Genomic DNA, 14,804 nt, shown 5'->3' on the forward strand with positions numbered 1-14,804 from the left:
CAGCTGTCTCCAGTAGAGTATGAGAAACGCTATTTCCTGAGCTTGGAGAGTGTCTAGAAAACCAGGGGCGATTCATAAATCGGGTTGGGCTATGCAATTTATTGCGTTGGCGTAGAACCATTCACCTCTGTGAGCCTGTTACGCATGTGCTCCGCGAAACTCTCAACCAGCAAAGAGCGTGGCTGGTCTTTGCGGAAAATCAGGCCAAAACGATAGCAAAGCGCAGGTCTCAGCGGCTTGGCGATCAAAGGAAGGCCACCAAACTCTTTGGCCAAAAGACCATTGATAATTGAGACCCCCATACCCTCTGCAACGAATGCGCAAGCAGCACTGACCGAGTGGACCTCTACGCGAACTTGAGGGGTAATTTCAGCCTCTCGGAAACGCAGGTCGAGTTCAGATCGAAGGCTCCTTTGCCGCCCCAGAAGCACGAGGGGTTCATACCGCAATGCTTCGAGACTGACCTCCGATAGCTCCGCCAGTGGATGGCTTTGGTGCATGACGCACATCCCTTCGGTCTCCAGTACCGGTAGCACTTCAAAATGCTGAAGTTCCGTAGGCAAACGCACGAAAGCGAAGTCAGCGCTTTTGTCGAGTACGGCCCTTTCCAGCGCATCGTATCCGCCGGTGATGACCTCTACGACGACGTCCTCACGGCCCTGCATGAATTCGGCAACGATCCTCGGTAGCAAGTGTTGAGACATGCTGGTCGGTACTGCAACCTTGAGCAGACTCCGGCGCGAATGACCCAGTCTCAGCTCATCTGCCATGCGTTGTACGCGCTGGAGGTTGTCTACGAGCTCCGCCACCTGTCCAAGGAGTTCTTCCGCCTCAGGAGTCGCCATCAATCTGCCCTTACGTCGAAGGAAGAGCGCGAGGCCTAAGTGATCTTCGAGCTGAGTTAACAAGCGGCTGACGGCCGATTGGGACAAGCCCATACGGGTAGCAGCTCCGATGGTAGAGCCCGTTGTCATGATGGCTTGAAAAGCTTCGAGTTGTTTGAGGTTCACAAGATACTCCGAGGTTTCTTACCAACTAAACGCATAGCCTCATGCGTATTACTCATAACGTTGTTGCCGATTCCACGACGGGTTAGTGTCCGCCGCATGAGTGAATCCCGTCCAGCATGACGCTGCGTAATCTGCGATGGATAGTACTGGGTCGCTCCATTTTGATGCTGCCAAAAATCACAATACACAGCAGAGATTTCCGATGAACACCCTCACAACATCGCGCACACTCGCGTGTGCAAGCGTCATTGCTAGCTTGTTCCCCAATTTTGCTGAAGCAGACTTCTTCAAAGACTCCGAGGGCCGGCTGGCTCTGCGAAATTACTATTTCAATGATGGATTTCGTGATGGGGGCGAAGATCGCAAAGAGTGGGCGCAGGGTTTTCTGCTCAAGCTACAGTCAGGTTACACCGAAGGACCTGTAGGCTTTGGTTTGGAGGCACTGGGACTTTCAGGAATCCGGCTCGACTCAAGCGCTAAGCATGCGGGGACAGGCCTTCTGCCGGTCCACGACGATGGTCGGGCAGCTAGCGAATATTCGAGTCTTGGCATTACCGCTAAGGCCAAATGGAATGACCTTTTGGTCAGTGGTGGCACTCTCCTCCCCAAAATCCCCGTCCTGGTTTACAACGATGGTCGACTACTACCTCAAACGTTCCGAGGTACCCAAGCGGAGTACACCGGTGTTGATCGGTTGTACCTTCAAGCTGGGCATCTAGACAAATTCAAAGCCCGAAACTCTACCGATAGCGTCGATATATTTCCTCAGGGATATTCCGGAGGTGGCGGTACGGACTTTGATTTTGCGGGGATGCGCTACGACCTCACCAAACAGCTCAGTTTTAGCAGCTACTACGGGGAACTTCGGGATTTCTACCGCCGACAATTTTTCGGGTTGGTTTACACACTGCCGCTTGGCCCAGGCAAGCTAACTAGCGATCTACGTTACTTTATCAGTGATGATGCTGGCGCAGCCCGTAATGGTGTAGTTGATAGCGATATGTTTAGCGGTTTACTCAGTTATCGTCTGGGTGGCCACACGTTCAGTGCTGGATATCAAAAGGTTGATGGCAGCACCGCACTTCCGTACGTGAGCGTAAGCACGGTCTACTCGTTCAGCAATGCTAGCGTTGGCAAATTCATTCAGCCCGGAGAGCGGACCTGGATGGCGAGGTACGACTACGATTTTACTAGCATGGGAATTCCTGGACTGAGCTTCATGACCCGCTACTACAAGGGCGAGGATGGGGTCTATCGTGGTCAGGAAGCCCGGGAGCACGAGTCCAATACGAACCTGAAATATGTGATCCAGGACGGGCTCTTCAAAGGTGTGGGGGCTGAGTTTCGATATGCAGTGGCCAGGAGCACGTACAGCAGTGACCGGGATAACTACCGCTTGTATCTGACGTACGACATTGCATTGTGGTGATAGCTTCAAGTTCCCCTTGAAGCCGTCATCTAAAGGCAGCTCCCGCAGTCGGGAGCTGCCTTGTTAACCTACTCCCCCTTTTTGTGCTTGTGGGGTTTCAGGTCCGGATGGTCCTTCTGCTTCTCAGGCGTGACTCGCTGCCTTTTATCCGGAGTGCCATCTTCGTTAGTTCGTTTAGGGCCTGGCTTGATGCTCATGCGAGATTTCCTTTATCGCTTGGGTTGGTGGGTGCTGCTATGTAGTTAGTCCAGCTTCTTATAGCTGTCAAAGCGGACGGGAGCAGAAGCACTTGGCATCCCAGAGGGGCCATCCTACTTCGTGTCTTAGAGGCCTGAGTAAGAGCCTCCTGGCAAGGGCTTGCACGGGGCAGTGAAATCCAAGGCTGAGCGGTACGAGGACGTCTGGACATTCATCATCCCGAGCACTGTGTGAAACAGGTTGTCGTGGCTAAGAGGTGAGCTTGCTTGAGCTTTCAAACAGCCGACGTTGAGCCTTTCACTCTTCGCAAGAGAATCGGACATCCAAAGCACCAATGGCACCTTGGTTTGCTCTTCAGGAGCCATCGCATAAGGCAGCCCATGCAGGTAGAGCCCACCCTCACCCAGTGATTCTCCGTGGTCAGAAACGTACAGGAGCCCAGTGTCGAATTTGGTGTTCGCTGCCAGGATGTCGATCAGCCCGGCTGTAACGTAGTCGGTGTAAAGGATCGAGTTATCGTAGGCATTGAGCACTTCCTGCTGCTTACATTTGTCGAGCTCGTTGGTCTCGCACACCGGCGCGAATTTCTTGAATTGCGCGGGGTAGCGCTTGTAGTAGGCCGGGCCATGGCTACCTTTGTAGTGGAGCACCAGGACAGCATCGCCTTCTTGACGCTTGATGAAGTCTTGCATCTCCGAGAGCAGCACCCCGTCCTTACACTCCTCGCTGGTGCAAAGTTGGGGATCCGCGTGAGAGGCAGCCTTGTGGTTGGGAACCCTGTCGCAGGCCCCTTTGCACCCCGAGTTGTTGTCAGTCCACATGACACTAATGCCTGCGCGTTGAAGCACGTCGAGCAGCCCTTCTCGGCTCTTGGCCAAGCCATCTTTGTACTCGGCCTTACCCACATCCAGGAACATGCATGGCAACGAAACTGCGGTGGCGGTGCCGCAGGAGCTGACGTTGGAGAAGCTGATGACGTTGCGTTTTTCCAGCTCCGGGTTCGTTTCACGGGTGTAGCCATTGAGGGAGAAGTTGGCGGAGCGGGCGGTCTCTCCTACAGCCAGTACCAGCAGCCTAGGTTTACGGGCCGCCCCCTGTCGATTAACTACCGCATCAGTTCCAATGGCCGTCAGCGTTTTAGGTGTGGCCAGCTGGCGCTTCAGGTAACCATGGCCAGCCGCAAACAAGTTGGTGGGTACCAGGATCAGTCGGATCTCCCGATTGTTGCGCAGCAAGGAGGCATATGACTGGTATTGACTCAGCACGATGCCAGACAAGGTCAACAGAGCGAGCGACAGAGCAATGACCCTGCTGACCAAAGCTCTGGCCCAAGGCTTGCGCCGGAGGGGAACCCGGGAGATCAGGTAGACGGGCAACACCCCAACCATTGCGACCCACAGACCGAGCTTCCAATTCAGCAGCTCGGTTGCCTCAGCGACGTCTGTCTCCACAACGTTGGTGAACATTGTGTAATCGATCACGATGCCATAGGCATTCATGAAGTAACTCGCAAAAGCCGCGCTGATCAGTACGAGACATAGAAAAGGTTTGGTCAGCCGCGCCCATGACAGCAAGCTCAGAACCGTAAACACCCATGCGAATACTATGACTGGGAGGCTAGCTGCTAGCAGCCAGTTCACTTCATCGGTTTTGAATACCAGCTTCCAGAGCACGCTCCAGAGCTCAGCATTCGCGAATAGCAGCAACCAAAGAGTTACCAGCCCAATGAGCAGATTAGTGCTGATGCCTTCCTGTCGGGCAGTGCGAATAGCAAAGATCCATTTACTTAACAGGGTGTGAACAATGGATTTTGAAGGTGTCATTATCAAACTCTGAGAGGCTGCTTATCCATGCGTTAGCTGTGGAGTTAGCGGGAGCTGCTTGGCAAACCATCGACAGATGCTGAGCGATTGCGCAATGTGCGGAGCGCCAGAGGCCTTAGGGCCTAGGCGTTGGAGACGCTTAGAATGTGTGAGGCATAGGGACAAAAGAGAAATAAATCTCGCTGAGCGCATTATTTCCGGCGCCTGATAACGACACGATGACCTCGTGATTACAATGCTGACAGAAATGCAATAACTGCTGTTTTAATTGCCATCGACCAGGCTATGATAAAAATTAGGGCGACACCATCTATTAAACGCAGAGCACCGCTCAGCTAGATAAATTTAATTTCACAAACAAAACGGCTTCGTTTTGACGTAGGCTAATTTTGAACTTTCACTTTAACTTACAAGTCTTTCTCGCGAGCAGAACATTCTTTTCAACTTTTGCTCGTTAATATGTCACCCATCAATGAGGGGCGAATACCATGAGCTTTTTCAAAAATATCCTGGGCGGGCACCATGGCCGTGGAAACCACGGTGGAGGCAAGCACCACAGCGGGGGACATGGGGCCGAGCAATACGATCGCCATGGCCGGCAGCAGGGCTGCGACGGCGGCAACCAGGTGTATGACGGCGGGCGCCATGCCACTCCAGCCCCCATTAAAGATCTGCAGGGCTGCAGGCAGTGCCGGACGGCCAACGATCCGTCAGCACGCTTTTGTCTAAACTGCGGAACACCACTATCGAGTGGTTGCACCGCCTGTGGCTCGTTGCTGAGCGCAGGAGCAAAATTCTGCAGTCAGTGTGGCCAAGCGACGCTCTAACGATAGGCAGACAGGAAGGCCAACGAGACCACAACCCTGCGCAAGGAGAAATACGTGGGTTCAAATCATGACCATGGCAGCGCTGCAGTACGCGAGGGGCATCAGAAGAAGCTAATCATGGCGCTCGCCTTGACTGGCAGCTTCATGATTGCAGAAGTGATCGGTGCGTGGATTACCGGCAGCCTGGCGCTGCTGTCTGACGCATCCCACATGTTCACAGATACTGCCGCCTTGGCGATCTCACTGATTGCACTTCAGATAGCCAAGCGCCCGGCGGATCAGAAAAGAACCTTCGGCTATGCGCGCCTGGAGATTCTGGCTTCGACGTTCAACGCCGTGCTGCTCTTCCTGGTGGCGATGTACATCTTGTACGAGGCCTACCAGCGCTTTTTCATGCCGGCGGAGATCGCTACCGGGGCGATGATGTGGATCGCAATCGCCGGCCTGATCATCAACCTAATCTCGATGCGCCTTCTGGCATCTGCGAGCAACGAGAGCCTTAACGTCAAAGGCGCCTACCTCGAAGTTTGGAGCGACATGCTCGGCTCGCTAGGCGTAATCATTGCAGCACTCATCATCCGCTTCACGGGCTGGACCTGGGTCGACACGATTGTCGCTGTGGCAATCGGACTTTGGGTACTGCCGCGGACGTGGCAGTTGCTTCGCGAAAGCCTGGGGATTCTCATGGAGGGTGTGCCGAGGGGGCTCGACGTTACGGCAATCGAGGCCACCATCCGCGGCGTAGATGGGGTCACGGACGTTCATGACTTGCACGTCTGGGCCGTCAGCAGTGGCAGCAACGTGATGACGTCGCACGTAGTGGTACGGGATTCTGCAGATGGGGATGCTGTGTTGGCGGCCGTCGTGGATGCTGTCAGCGATGGATTTGAAATCCATCACTGCACCATCCAGATCGAGCGGGCAGCTTTCCACGAGAGCGTTCCCTCGCCCTCGCACTGATCGATCGGTAAACACCATGCAGACACATCCCCTTCCTGGCTGAGGGGGATGTTGTAGAAGAAATGCGATGAGGGATGGCGTAAACGGCAGGAGCACTTCGAGAGGGGTTGGAGAATGGCTTCACCTCCCCCGTCCACAATCCCCAGAAGGTTCAGCGATGGCTTGGATCATCACGAAGTACCTACTCACTGCCGGAATAGTGATTCTCGTATCAGAGCTGGCGAAACGCAGTGACAAGCTGGGCGGCCTGGTCGCCGCCCTACCCCTGGTCACTGTCTTGACGCTGGTCTGGCTCTATTTGGAGAACCAGAGCATGGAGAAGATCTCCAATCATGCTTGGTACACGTTCTGGTACGTGCTTCCTACACTGCCGATGTTTATCGCGTTCCCGTTGCTGCTACCTAAGCTCGGCTTCTGGCCGACCCTTATCAGCAGCATCCTCATCACAATGGCCAGTTTCGGATGTTTCGCCGTACTGCTGCGCCGGTTCGGCATTGAGCTTCTATGATCCGGCGACCGCAGACATCATCTTGATGAGCCTTAACGGCTGTTAATACACTCGCCCTTCACCAGGTAGCGAACCATGTGCAGCTCGCCTTTCGAGTCTTCGTAGGTCATCATACTTCTTACATTACCGCAGTACCGCACGCTGGGTGATACATACACCAACTTACCAACGTCAAGGTCCATACCGTAGGCATAGTCTTCAAGTTGAGGCATGGGCTTTTTTACGCGCTGAGCATAATCCGCAGTAGCCTCTCTAGCAGAACGCTCAATGCGTTGGTTTATTTCCATACCGCTTTGTGCATTGGCTGTTAGTGATGTGAAGAGCATAAACACGGCGATCGCTGATACAGTAGTGTTCATAAGAAGTCCCTTAATAAAAAAGCGCCCGTAGGGGGGCGCTAAAATTCACCTACCAAAGGAGCGTATGGTTTACAGGTGAATGCATTGACGAGAACAACTGCCCGCTGCTCTTGCCAAGCTGCTTTGAAATGAGACAATTTCCAAAGCAGCGATGCCTCTTCCGCTGCCCTTAAACTAGCAAAGGAGGCTAACACCAAGATGATCGCGCAATTACAATTTGGACATGTAATAGATTGTAAGGTAATTATTCGGGAGACTACTGAGCCACCAAGTGAACTAATTCGCAGAAAGGCGTAGCAGTTCGCGGCCGTGCATGGGGACTGCCTGCGTGGCGCACTCGATGCAAGGCCAGCGCCAGTCTCTGCAAGCTGGCGACCGAAATACTGCCTGTCATGGCCGATTCCGCCTGTCAGGCGAAGCTGTCATACACCGTCGCAGACCCCAGAATCCGCTAAGCTCAGAGCTGGAGCCTGCATGACTGTCAGAAATCTTGCGGCTACATTACAAATTTGTAGGATTTCGCCGCGGCCAGCTTCTTCGCGTTAAGATTCAAGCGTCCTCAGGTGACCCGGCGTATGGACAGAGGTAGCGACTACCACATGCCATACCCTCAGCCTATCTTTCGAACAGCCTGCAACCATAATCTTGGCGGATTAGGCCAACTCCTTCCTCACACCTTGAGATAAGTTATGCGCGTTCTAGTTGTGGAAGACGAAATTAAAACTGCCGAATATCTTCAGCAGGGCCTATCCGAAAGCGGGTATGTCGTAGATATCGTGCACAACGGTGTAGATGCCCTGCACTTGTTCAACACTAATGTCTATTCGTTGGTCCTTCTGGACGTGAACCTCCCCGGTATCGACGGCTGGGACCTGCTGGAAACCATCCGTAAGACCAGCCGGGTCCGCATCATCATGCTGACCGCCCGCGGACGCATCAATGACAAGCTCAAGGGCTTGGACGGCGGCGCGGATGACTACCTTGTGAAGCCATTCGAATTCCCTGAACTGCTTGCTCGCATCCGTTCGCTGCAACGCCGTGGTGATGAGTTGGTCGAGAAGAGCTCGCTGAAAATTGCGGATCTGGAACTCGACTCCGTCCGCCATCGCGTCTTCCGCGGTGGCACACGCATCGATCTCACCACCAAGGAATTTGCGCTTCTGCACCTGCTCATGAGCCGAACGGGCGAAGCGCTGACTCGTTCCCAGATCATCTCGTTGGTCTGGGATATGAATTTCGATTGCGACACCAATGTCATCGATGTAGCCATCCGGCGCTTGCGCTCGAAGATCGATGACCCGTTTGAAACCAAGCTCATTCACACGCTTCGTGGCGTTGGGTACGTTTTTGAGGAACGCGCATGAGGCCATTCAGCCTGGCTGCAAAGCTGGGGTTAAAAGTTGGGTTGATGAGCGCAGCGTTGCTGCTTCTGTTCGCCACCTTTGGCTATCTGATGGTAGGTAAGGCTCTGGAAAGAAATGCCCGAGCGGACCTGGAAGTAAAGATGGCGGGGATGGCTCACAACCTGTCCACCATCCCGGATATCTCCGGCGTCAACGCAGATGCACATCAGCTTGTCGATTTGGTCATGGGCCACAACAACCTGTATGTGAGCATATTCGATACCTCACAGAATCAGACTCCTCTGCTCTCGATTGGCTCGAAACAGGTCAATCTGGAGGTGCACAAGTTTCAGCCGGCGGCCCAGCCTAAAGAGCATGAATGGCGTGATACGCAGGACCGTCCTCTGCTGAGTGCTTCTCGGATCATGCGCTTGGGCGATGGAACAGAGGTCAGCGTCTATATGACCATGGACCAGTCATCCAGTGAGGCACTGCTTGATGCGTTGCTGACTTGGGCCTTGATGATGTCCCCCGTCATCCTCGCACTGATCTTGGCCATTGGCTGGTGGACCGTGCGCAGAGGCCTGCTGCCGCTGACCAAATTCCTCAAGGTGGCGTCAAAGATCTCAACGGAGAGCCTCGACCATCGTCTTCCGACTGATGGGATGCCGGCAGAACTCAAGAAGCTCGCCGACGGCATCAACATCATGCTGGCTCGCCTGGATGATGGCGTTCAGCAGCTCTCGCAGTTCTCTGACGACCTTGCCCACGAACTTCGAGCACCGCTTTCCAACCTGATGGGCAAGGCCCAGGTTGCCTTGACCAGAGAAAGATCGCTTTCCGAGTACCGGGAGGTTCTAGAGTCGTGCACAGAAGAGTTGGACCGCATGAGCCGCATGGTTTCCGACATGCTGTTCTTGGCCCAGGTCAGTCACCCTGCGTCCATGGTGGAGTTCGAACCGGTGTCCCTGGTCGACGAGGTTCAGCGCGTATGCGACCTCTTCAGCATTTCGGCAGAGGAAGGCGAGATCCAGCTGCAGATTTCTGGGAGTGATGATGTGGTACGCGGGAACCGCCTGATGGTTCAACGGGCCGTCTCAAACCTCGTGTCGAACGCGATCCGCTACTGCCCTCGCGGCCGCACGGTCTACGTGAAGGTGCAGCATAGTGCGAGCGGTACGACCTTGAGTGTCGGCAACCCCGGCCGCGGTATTGCCAAGGAACACCATGCGCACTTATTTGAGCGGTTCTACCGTGTGGACAAGAGCCGAGCACGGAGCGAAGGCGGTACCGGTCTTGGCTTGGCCATTGTGCAGTCGATCATGAGCCTGCACCAAGGGTCGGCGAGCGTGGAGGTGACCGAAGAAAACTTCACCTGGTTCCACCTTCACTTTCCCGCAGCCCAGCAACTGCAGCCAGCAATGACCGCCGCTTAAACCGCGCAGACATGATTAGGCCCGTCCATCGACGGGCCTTTTTGTTTGCTCAATGCATCAGTGCCGGAGGACCACAGGGTCCATAGGCGACCGCAGAATCACCGACTTGATGATCTTCTGCTCGTCAGGATTGGCGTTCTTCCACAGGTGTGAGAAGTACTGAGCATTCACTTTCTCTTGAGCACTTACGCTGCCGGCGGCATCGATCAGGCGCATGGTCGAGTAGACACAGATCAGCGCCAGAATGAAGAACGACGTGGCGACCACCATCACATAACGCTTGGCCAGCACCGGTGCCCGCTTGAGCTCCTGGATAGAGGCGTCCGCCGCCTTTGTCGCTGCTGTAAGCTCCGAGATCAGTGGCTGGATGGCGGTGTCGACTCCGCGGCATGCAGCTGAATACGCTGATGCAGCGGCGCGCAAGGCAACCTCCTCCGCGTTCGACCAAGCCTTCTCCGCCTTTCGCACCTCCTCCTGAATCTGCCGGCCGACAGCGTCCACCTGCTCCACCAGTTCGTTCGACCTCTCCAGAACAGCGCTGGAGGTCCGCGTCTGCGAGGTCAGCTCATCGAGCTGGACAGTGAGTTTTTCAGTGCAGCGGCGAAAGTCACCGATAGCAACTGCCCAGGGCTCTATGTCATTCATGGCTATCTCCTAGGGCGGCCAACAACGCCGCGCTGAATTAACGCGCTAGATATCAAAATTGTAATTTAAGAGAAAATTCTTAGTCGCCCTCGACAGTGCCGAGATAGACATGATCCTTCCAGATTTGAGGATTTAACGCATCCTGCCTGCCGCCAAAATTACGGAATTGTAATTATTGACTCACCTTGTCGTTAGCTTCGCGTTCCTAAACTACAAACCAACAAAGGCCGCTAATCAGGCAGGCCTAGTATGAACCGAGGTTCACAATGAAATTTGTCAAATCTATCGCTATTGGCAGCCTGCTGCTGGGTCTCATGGGTACCGCTTACGCTGAAGGTGGCTTCGAGCGAGCGAAACAGTTCAATGAAAACTTCCGAACCGAACAGGCTCGCCTATGGAGCGATGACTCTTCGGACCAGAACAAACAACAAGTCGCTCAAGAGCAAAAGAAAGAAAGCAAGGATGGTAAGGAACAAGCCGACAATTAATCGGCGGTTAAATAGGACTTCAAATGACGAAAGAAATCGACAAAAAAGCCAGGATAAAACCTGGCTTTTTTGTGCTTGGAATTTAGCCTTCGTTCTTGCGAGGCGTTTCCGCATTGCTTTCTCCAGCCAGACCCTCGGCACCTTGTACGGTACGTTTCCAATGGCACAGCATGAGCTGGCTGGCGTTCGCTTCGGTGATCGCTGTACATGCTAGATCAGCGGGCAGACCATCCTTGCTGTCTCGCAAGCGCCTGGACAGATAGAACGAGCCATCCTGCGGCCACTTGGCAGGATCCTTGATGTTCTCGGACTTTCCGCTGCTGTAAAACTCCGACGAGTATGAGCGGCGGCCAGGATAGATCAGGGGAGCGGAATGAGCAGACTGCACATTGAGCCAGGCTTGAACCACATCTCGCTGATTCTGAGGTCGCTCCTCAAGTACCCCGGCGTAGATGATGCCCGCACCGATGATTGGTAACACCAATGCACTCGCCGCGGCAGCCCATGTAGTCTTCGGGCCAACATCGCTGATCCGTCCGGATAGCAGCAATGCCCAGGCTGGCAGCGCAGGTAGCAGGTAGGTCCACAGAATGTTGCCTGCAAATGTGAAGAAGACCGGTGTCGCCAAGGCCCACAGCCAGAGGTAAGCCTCGAAGCGCTGCATTGATTCACGCTTGCGGATCAGTAATGGTAAGAAAAAGGCCCACGGCAGTAGCGACAGTCCGAGCTGGATCCAGATGGTGCCATATGGCTTGGCATGAGCACTGCCGTATAGGTCGCCCGCCCAGTTACTGACGACGTAGCGGCTCCAGTGCTCACCAACGAAGAAGTACTCCATGAAGCCGGGCGTTTTCATCTCGGCCGCGACATACCAAGGCACGGATATACCGAACATGAGTACAAGGCCGCTGATCCAGGGAAGCCTCAGTACCCGTCCCCATTCCTTGTAGATAACGAACCAGGCGAATGCCGGCGCCCCCATAAGCACTAGGGTCAGAGGGCCTTTGGCAAGCAAGCCCAGCCCGAGACCTGCGAACATCAGGTAGGCATCCGCCTTGCTGGCGCACTTCATCCAACGCCAGAAACCGTAGCTGGCCAGCAGAATCGAGAACGACAAAACAGGGTCGGTCAGCACGACACCGCTGGAGACTAGGCCAAGGGTGGTGCTGGAAAAGATAATGGCGGCCCAGATGCCGGCGTTACGGGAAATCTGCTGCGTGCCGAGTTTGATGATGATGAAACAGCTTGCCAGGTGCAGCAGCCACGCCGGGAAACGCGCAGCGAACTCGTTAACGCCGAAGACCGTCATGCTTGCGGCCTGGGTCCAGAAGGACAACGGTGGCTTGCCCCAGAACGGTACCCCGTAGTCGAACATGGGCGTGATCCAGTCATTCAACTCGACCATCTTGCGAGCCATTTCAGCGTAGCGAGCCTCCGATGTGTCCATCAGTGGATAGATGCCCAGCCCCACCAAACGCAAGAGCAAAATCGAACCCAGGATCCACCACAGCGTCCGCTCGTTTTTCAGGCTCAGCATTTCTTACCCTCGATCGAGGCCATCGAAGGGTGGAGTGACACGGGATCCGCCTTGCTGCTGTGCTTCAGGAAATAGAGAGGCCGGCGCTTCACTTCCGCGAGTGTCACGCCCAGGTACTCCCCCACCATGGCGACACCGACGCACATGAATGAAGCCATTCCGACGATCAGGTGATGGATGTCGAAACTTCCTGCCACAAGCGACGCAAGCATGTAGCAGATGCTGGAGACGAAAAGACCGAAACTGATGAGGCTGAAAATGCGCAGCGGTTTGCGAGAGAAGCTGACGATGCTTTCGATGGCCAGATTGAACAGGCCAGCTGCATTCCACTTGGTGCTGCCGGCATGGCGAACGGTGCGATTGTAGGGCAGCTCGATGGTACGGAAGCCTACCCAGCCGATCATGCCTTTGAGAATCCTGGAGCGTTCGTCCAGCGCCCGCAGTGCTGCCAGCGGCGCAGGCCCAATCAATCGGAAATCGCTGACATCGGCCGGCATGTCCACCTTCTCCACCAGGCGCTGCATGACCCAGTAGTAAGCCCGGGCACTCATGCGCTTAAACCACGAATCACCGACTCTCAGGTTGCGTTGCATGTTCACCACGTCGTAACCGCGTTGCCAGTGGTCCACCATGGCCGAGATGAGCTCTGGTGGGTCCTGCAGGTCGACATCGATGAAGATCAGCGCACTGCCACGGGCATGGTCTATCCCGGCGCTGAGTGCAGCCTCTTTGCCGAAGTTGCGACTCAGGGACAGACAACGTACAGATGACCCATCCTGATAGTGGCGAAGAATGTCGGCCGTTCGGTCGTTACTGCCATCGTCGATATAGAGGATTTCGCAGGAGACGGGTAAGCGCTTCACGACGCGGGTGATCCGCTGGTGGAACTCGGGGATGGTTTCCTCTTCCTGGAAGCAAGGGACGACGATGGTTAACAAGGGATCAGGGCGCTCGGGAAAGCGATGTAATGTCTGCATGATTGAATGTCCAAAAACGATGTGCAATGAATCCAAGTGCAGTGAGGCTTAAGGTCACTACAAGTTGGGAGATGAGCGGTGACAGATTCGACTTGATGAGGAACCACATACCCACGCCATTGCCGAAGTTTGTGGCTAACGCGACCAGTGCAAACCTGACAGGCTGAAACTTACGAGAGCCATCTGACACAAAGCAGAGCGCCCTATTTCCAATAAAGCTTGCGATAGCGCCAACCATGCCTCCACAGATACTGGCTAGCAATGGAGTAGATAATTCTGTCGTAACCAGCACTAGGAACACCGCATAATGGATTCCCGTTGCTATGAAGCCGATCCCCAGATAACGAATCAGTAAGGTAGTAAGAGGTAGGGTTTGATTTTCCATGCCCAAAGCCTATGGAGGCAAAGGTGAAAAAAAAGTGAACCAAATGTAAATGCGTAATTGGCTAAATTTAGATCTGCCAAGTAATGAAATTGGCGCGCTAGGCTAGCACGCTACAATATCAGCAAGATTGCTCGAAAATTACGCTTTCGAAATAAAACCTTCCGATAACGCATGCATGACCTGCGGATTACAATGCTGACAAGATAAGGAAATGCTGGGTGGCATTGAGATAGATTCCCCGAATTAAGGGGGACCCAATGGTTACACAAAATGAAACATTTACAAGCAGCGTTGTTCCTTACAGTCCTGACATATTGGATGATCTGCCAATTGATGATCAGCTGGCCGTAGAGTTTTTCGCAACAGCACGTTGTGCCAGTTTCAAACAGGCTGCCCGGGGGCTCAATGTGCCAGTGGTAGGCCTTCGGAAACGCTTGGAGAAACTGGAAGAGCACATTGGTGCTCCCGTGTTTGTATACAAACACAACAAGCTTGCCCTGACCCGCACTGGCGAGAGGGTCAGCCATTACCTGTGCCAGCTCTTCGGCCCAGACGGCCTTGGCAAGTCCGGTGAAAAGGAAGTCCCCAGGCTTACCATCGCGATCACGGAGCCAGTGTTGAGCGACATCGTAAACCGCGATCTAGTCGCCTACGTGCGCGATCATGCCGAAATGCAGCTTGAAATCCATTCAGAGTGCACAACGCAGATGCTCTCTGAGTGTGAAGTCGATGTGGGTATCGCTTTCGTGAGCCCAGATGATGAGGGCGCGTTTGATCGCCATCCTACGTATAGGTTTGAACGGTAACCGATCCATGAACCCCACCTACCACAAGGTGGAAGCCAAGGTTACCGTGGCATCTCTGGCGAACAGTTCCATG

At 54.4% G+C, this 14,804-nt stretch carries 16 protein-coding genes; 8 read left to right on the plus strand and 8 right to left on the minus strand.

The window, feature by feature from the left end:
* Nucleotides 1-98 precede the first annotated feature (98 nt).
* Complete coding sequence (locus AC07XM_RS29670) at nt 99-1,010, minus strand: LysR family transcriptional regulator (protein ID WP_003253472.1); 912 nt, start codon at nt 1,008-1,010, stop codon at nt 99-101.
* A gap of 202 nt (nt 1,011-1,212) precedes the next feature.
* On the opposite strand from AC07XM_RS29670, the gene AC07XM_RS29675 reads away from it, so the two are divergent.
* The gene (locus tag AC07XM_RS29675; protein ID WP_102690182.1) at nt 1,213-2,439 is read left to right on the plus strand and encodes an OprD family porin; all 1,227 of its coding nucleotides are present in this window, start codon (nt 1,213-1,215) and stop codon (nt 2,437-2,439) included.
* A 323-nt stretch (nt 2,440-2,762) separates the two neighbouring features.
* On the opposite strand, the gene AC07XM_RS29680 is transcribed toward AC07XM_RS29675, so the two are convergent.
* Nucleotides 2,763-4,460, minus strand: coding sequence for a phosphoethanolamine transferase (locus AC07XM_RS29680; RefSeq protein ID WP_003253466.1), 1,698 nt, complete (start codon nt 4,458-4,460; stop codon nt 2,763-2,765).
* A gap of 440 nt (nt 4,461-4,900) precedes the next feature.
* Nucleotides 4,901-5,107, minus strand: a complete 207-nt coding sequence (locus AC07XM_RS29685; RefSeq protein WP_003253464.1) for a hypothetical protein — start codon at nt 5,105-5,107, stop codon at nt 4,901-4,903.
* Between AC07XM_RS29685 and AC07XM_RS29690 the strand changes: the two genes are divergently transcribed.
* The 3 genes from AC07XM_RS29690 to AC07XM_RS29700 all read left to right on the plus strand — a co-directional run bounded on the left by AC07XM_RS29690 (nt 5,087) and on the right by AC07XM_RS29700 (nt 6,755).
* Nucleotides 5,087-5,287 (plus strand): zinc ribbon domain-containing protein, encoded by a 201-nt coding sequence (locus tag AC07XM_RS29690; protein ID WP_223255137.1) that lies wholly within the window; start codon nt 5,087-5,089, stop codon nt 5,285-5,287. The genes AC07XM_RS29685 and AC07XM_RS29690 overlap by 21 nt on opposite strands.
* 54 nt (nt 5,288-5,341) lie before the next feature.
* Nucleotides 5,342-6,247 (plus strand): cation diffusion facilitator family transporter, encoded by a 906-nt coding sequence (locus AC07XM_RS29695; RefSeq protein WP_003253462.1) that lies wholly within the window; start codon nt 5,342-5,344, stop codon nt 6,245-6,247.
* Between the two features lie 157 nt (nt 6,248-6,404).
* Nucleotides 6,405-6,755, plus strand: a complete 351-nt coding sequence (locus AC07XM_RS29700) for a DUF3147 family protein (protein WP_003253461.1) — start codon at nt 6,405-6,407, stop codon at nt 6,753-6,755.
* Between the two features lie 32 nt (nt 6,756-6,787).
* On the opposite strand, the gene AC07XM_RS29705 is transcribed toward AC07XM_RS29700, so the two are convergent.
* Nucleotides 6,788-7,114 carry a DUF2790 domain-containing protein gene (locus tag AC07XM_RS29705; RefSeq protein ID WP_003253458.1) on the minus strand — a complete coding sequence of 109 codons (327 nt, stop codon included), beginning with the start codon at nt 7,112-7,114 and terminating at the stop codon, nt 6,788-6,790.
* A gap of 689 nt (nt 7,115-7,803) precedes the next feature.
* Between AC07XM_RS29705 and AC07XM_RS29710 the strand changes: the two genes are divergently transcribed.
* Together AC07XM_RS29710 and AC07XM_RS29715 are read left to right on the plus strand one after the other, a co-directional pair.
* Nucleotides 7,804-8,478 carry a heavy metal response regulator transcription factor gene (locus AC07XM_RS29710; RefSeq protein WP_003253457.1) on the plus strand — a complete coding sequence of 225 codons (675 nt, stop codon included), beginning with the start codon at nt 7,804-7,806 and terminating at the stop codon, nt 8,476-8,478.
* Nucleotides 8,475-9,893: a heavy metal sensor histidine kinase gene (locus tag AC07XM_RS29715; RefSeq protein ID WP_009682005.1), complete on the plus strand. Its 1,419-nt coding sequence runs from the start codon at nt 8,475-8,477 to the stop codon at nt 9,891-9,893. Before AC07XM_RS29710 ends, AC07XM_RS29715 begins: the two co-directional genes overlap by 4 nt.
* A gap of 57 nt (nt 9,894-9,950) precedes the next feature.
* Here AC07XM_RS29715 and AC07XM_RS29720 read toward each other — a convergent pair whose 3' ends face one another.
* Nucleotides 9,951-10,538 carry a hypothetical protein gene (locus tag AC07XM_RS29720; protein WP_003253452.1) on the minus strand — a complete coding sequence of 196 codons (588 nt, stop codon included), beginning with the start codon at nt 10,536-10,538 and terminating at the stop codon, nt 9,951-9,953.
* Between the two features lie 266 nt (nt 10,539-10,804).
* On the opposite strand from AC07XM_RS29720, the gene AC07XM_RS29725 reads away from it, so the two are divergent.
* Nucleotides 10,805-11,026 carry a hypothetical protein gene (locus AC07XM_RS29725; RefSeq protein WP_003253450.1) on the plus strand — a complete coding sequence of 74 codons (222 nt, stop codon included), beginning with the start codon at nt 10,805-10,807 and terminating at the stop codon, nt 11,024-11,026.
* An 82-nt stretch (nt 11,027-11,108) separates the two neighbouring features.
* Here AC07XM_RS29725 and AC07XM_RS29730 read toward each other — a convergent pair whose 3' ends face one another.
* From AC07XM_RS29730 to AC07XM_RS29740, 3 genes are read right to left on the minus strand one after another with little or no spacing between them, the layout of a single operon-like run.
* A complete protein-coding gene (locus tag AC07XM_RS29730) occupies nt 11,109-12,563 on the minus strand; it encodes an ArnT family glycosyltransferase (RefSeq protein WP_003253448.1) in 1,455 nt (484 codons plus the stop codon).
* Entirely contained in the window at nt 12,557-13,540 is a 984-nt protein-coding gene (locus tag AC07XM_RS29735) for a glycosyltransferase family 2 protein (protein WP_003253446.1), read from the minus strand. Before AC07XM_RS29735 ends, AC07XM_RS29730 begins: the two co-directional genes overlap by 7 nt.
* Nucleotides 13,506-13,925, minus strand: a complete 420-nt coding sequence (locus tag AC07XM_RS29740) for a GtrA family protein (protein ID WP_003253444.1) — start codon at nt 13,923-13,925, stop codon at nt 13,506-13,508. Before AC07XM_RS29740 ends, AC07XM_RS29735 begins: the two co-directional genes overlap by 35 nt.
* A gap of 257 nt (nt 13,926-14,182) precedes the next feature.
* Here AC07XM_RS29740 and AC07XM_RS29745 point away from each other — a divergent pair, with 257 nt between their 5' ends.
* Entirely contained in the window at nt 14,183-14,731 is a 549-nt protein-coding gene (locus AC07XM_RS29745) for a LysR family transcriptional regulator (RefSeq protein ID WP_019817588.1), read from the plus strand.
* The last annotated feature ends 73 nt before the right edge of the window (nt 14,732-14,804 follow it).

The sequence above is a fragment of the Pseudomonas sp. GW460-LB5 genome (genome assembly GCF_059423245.1).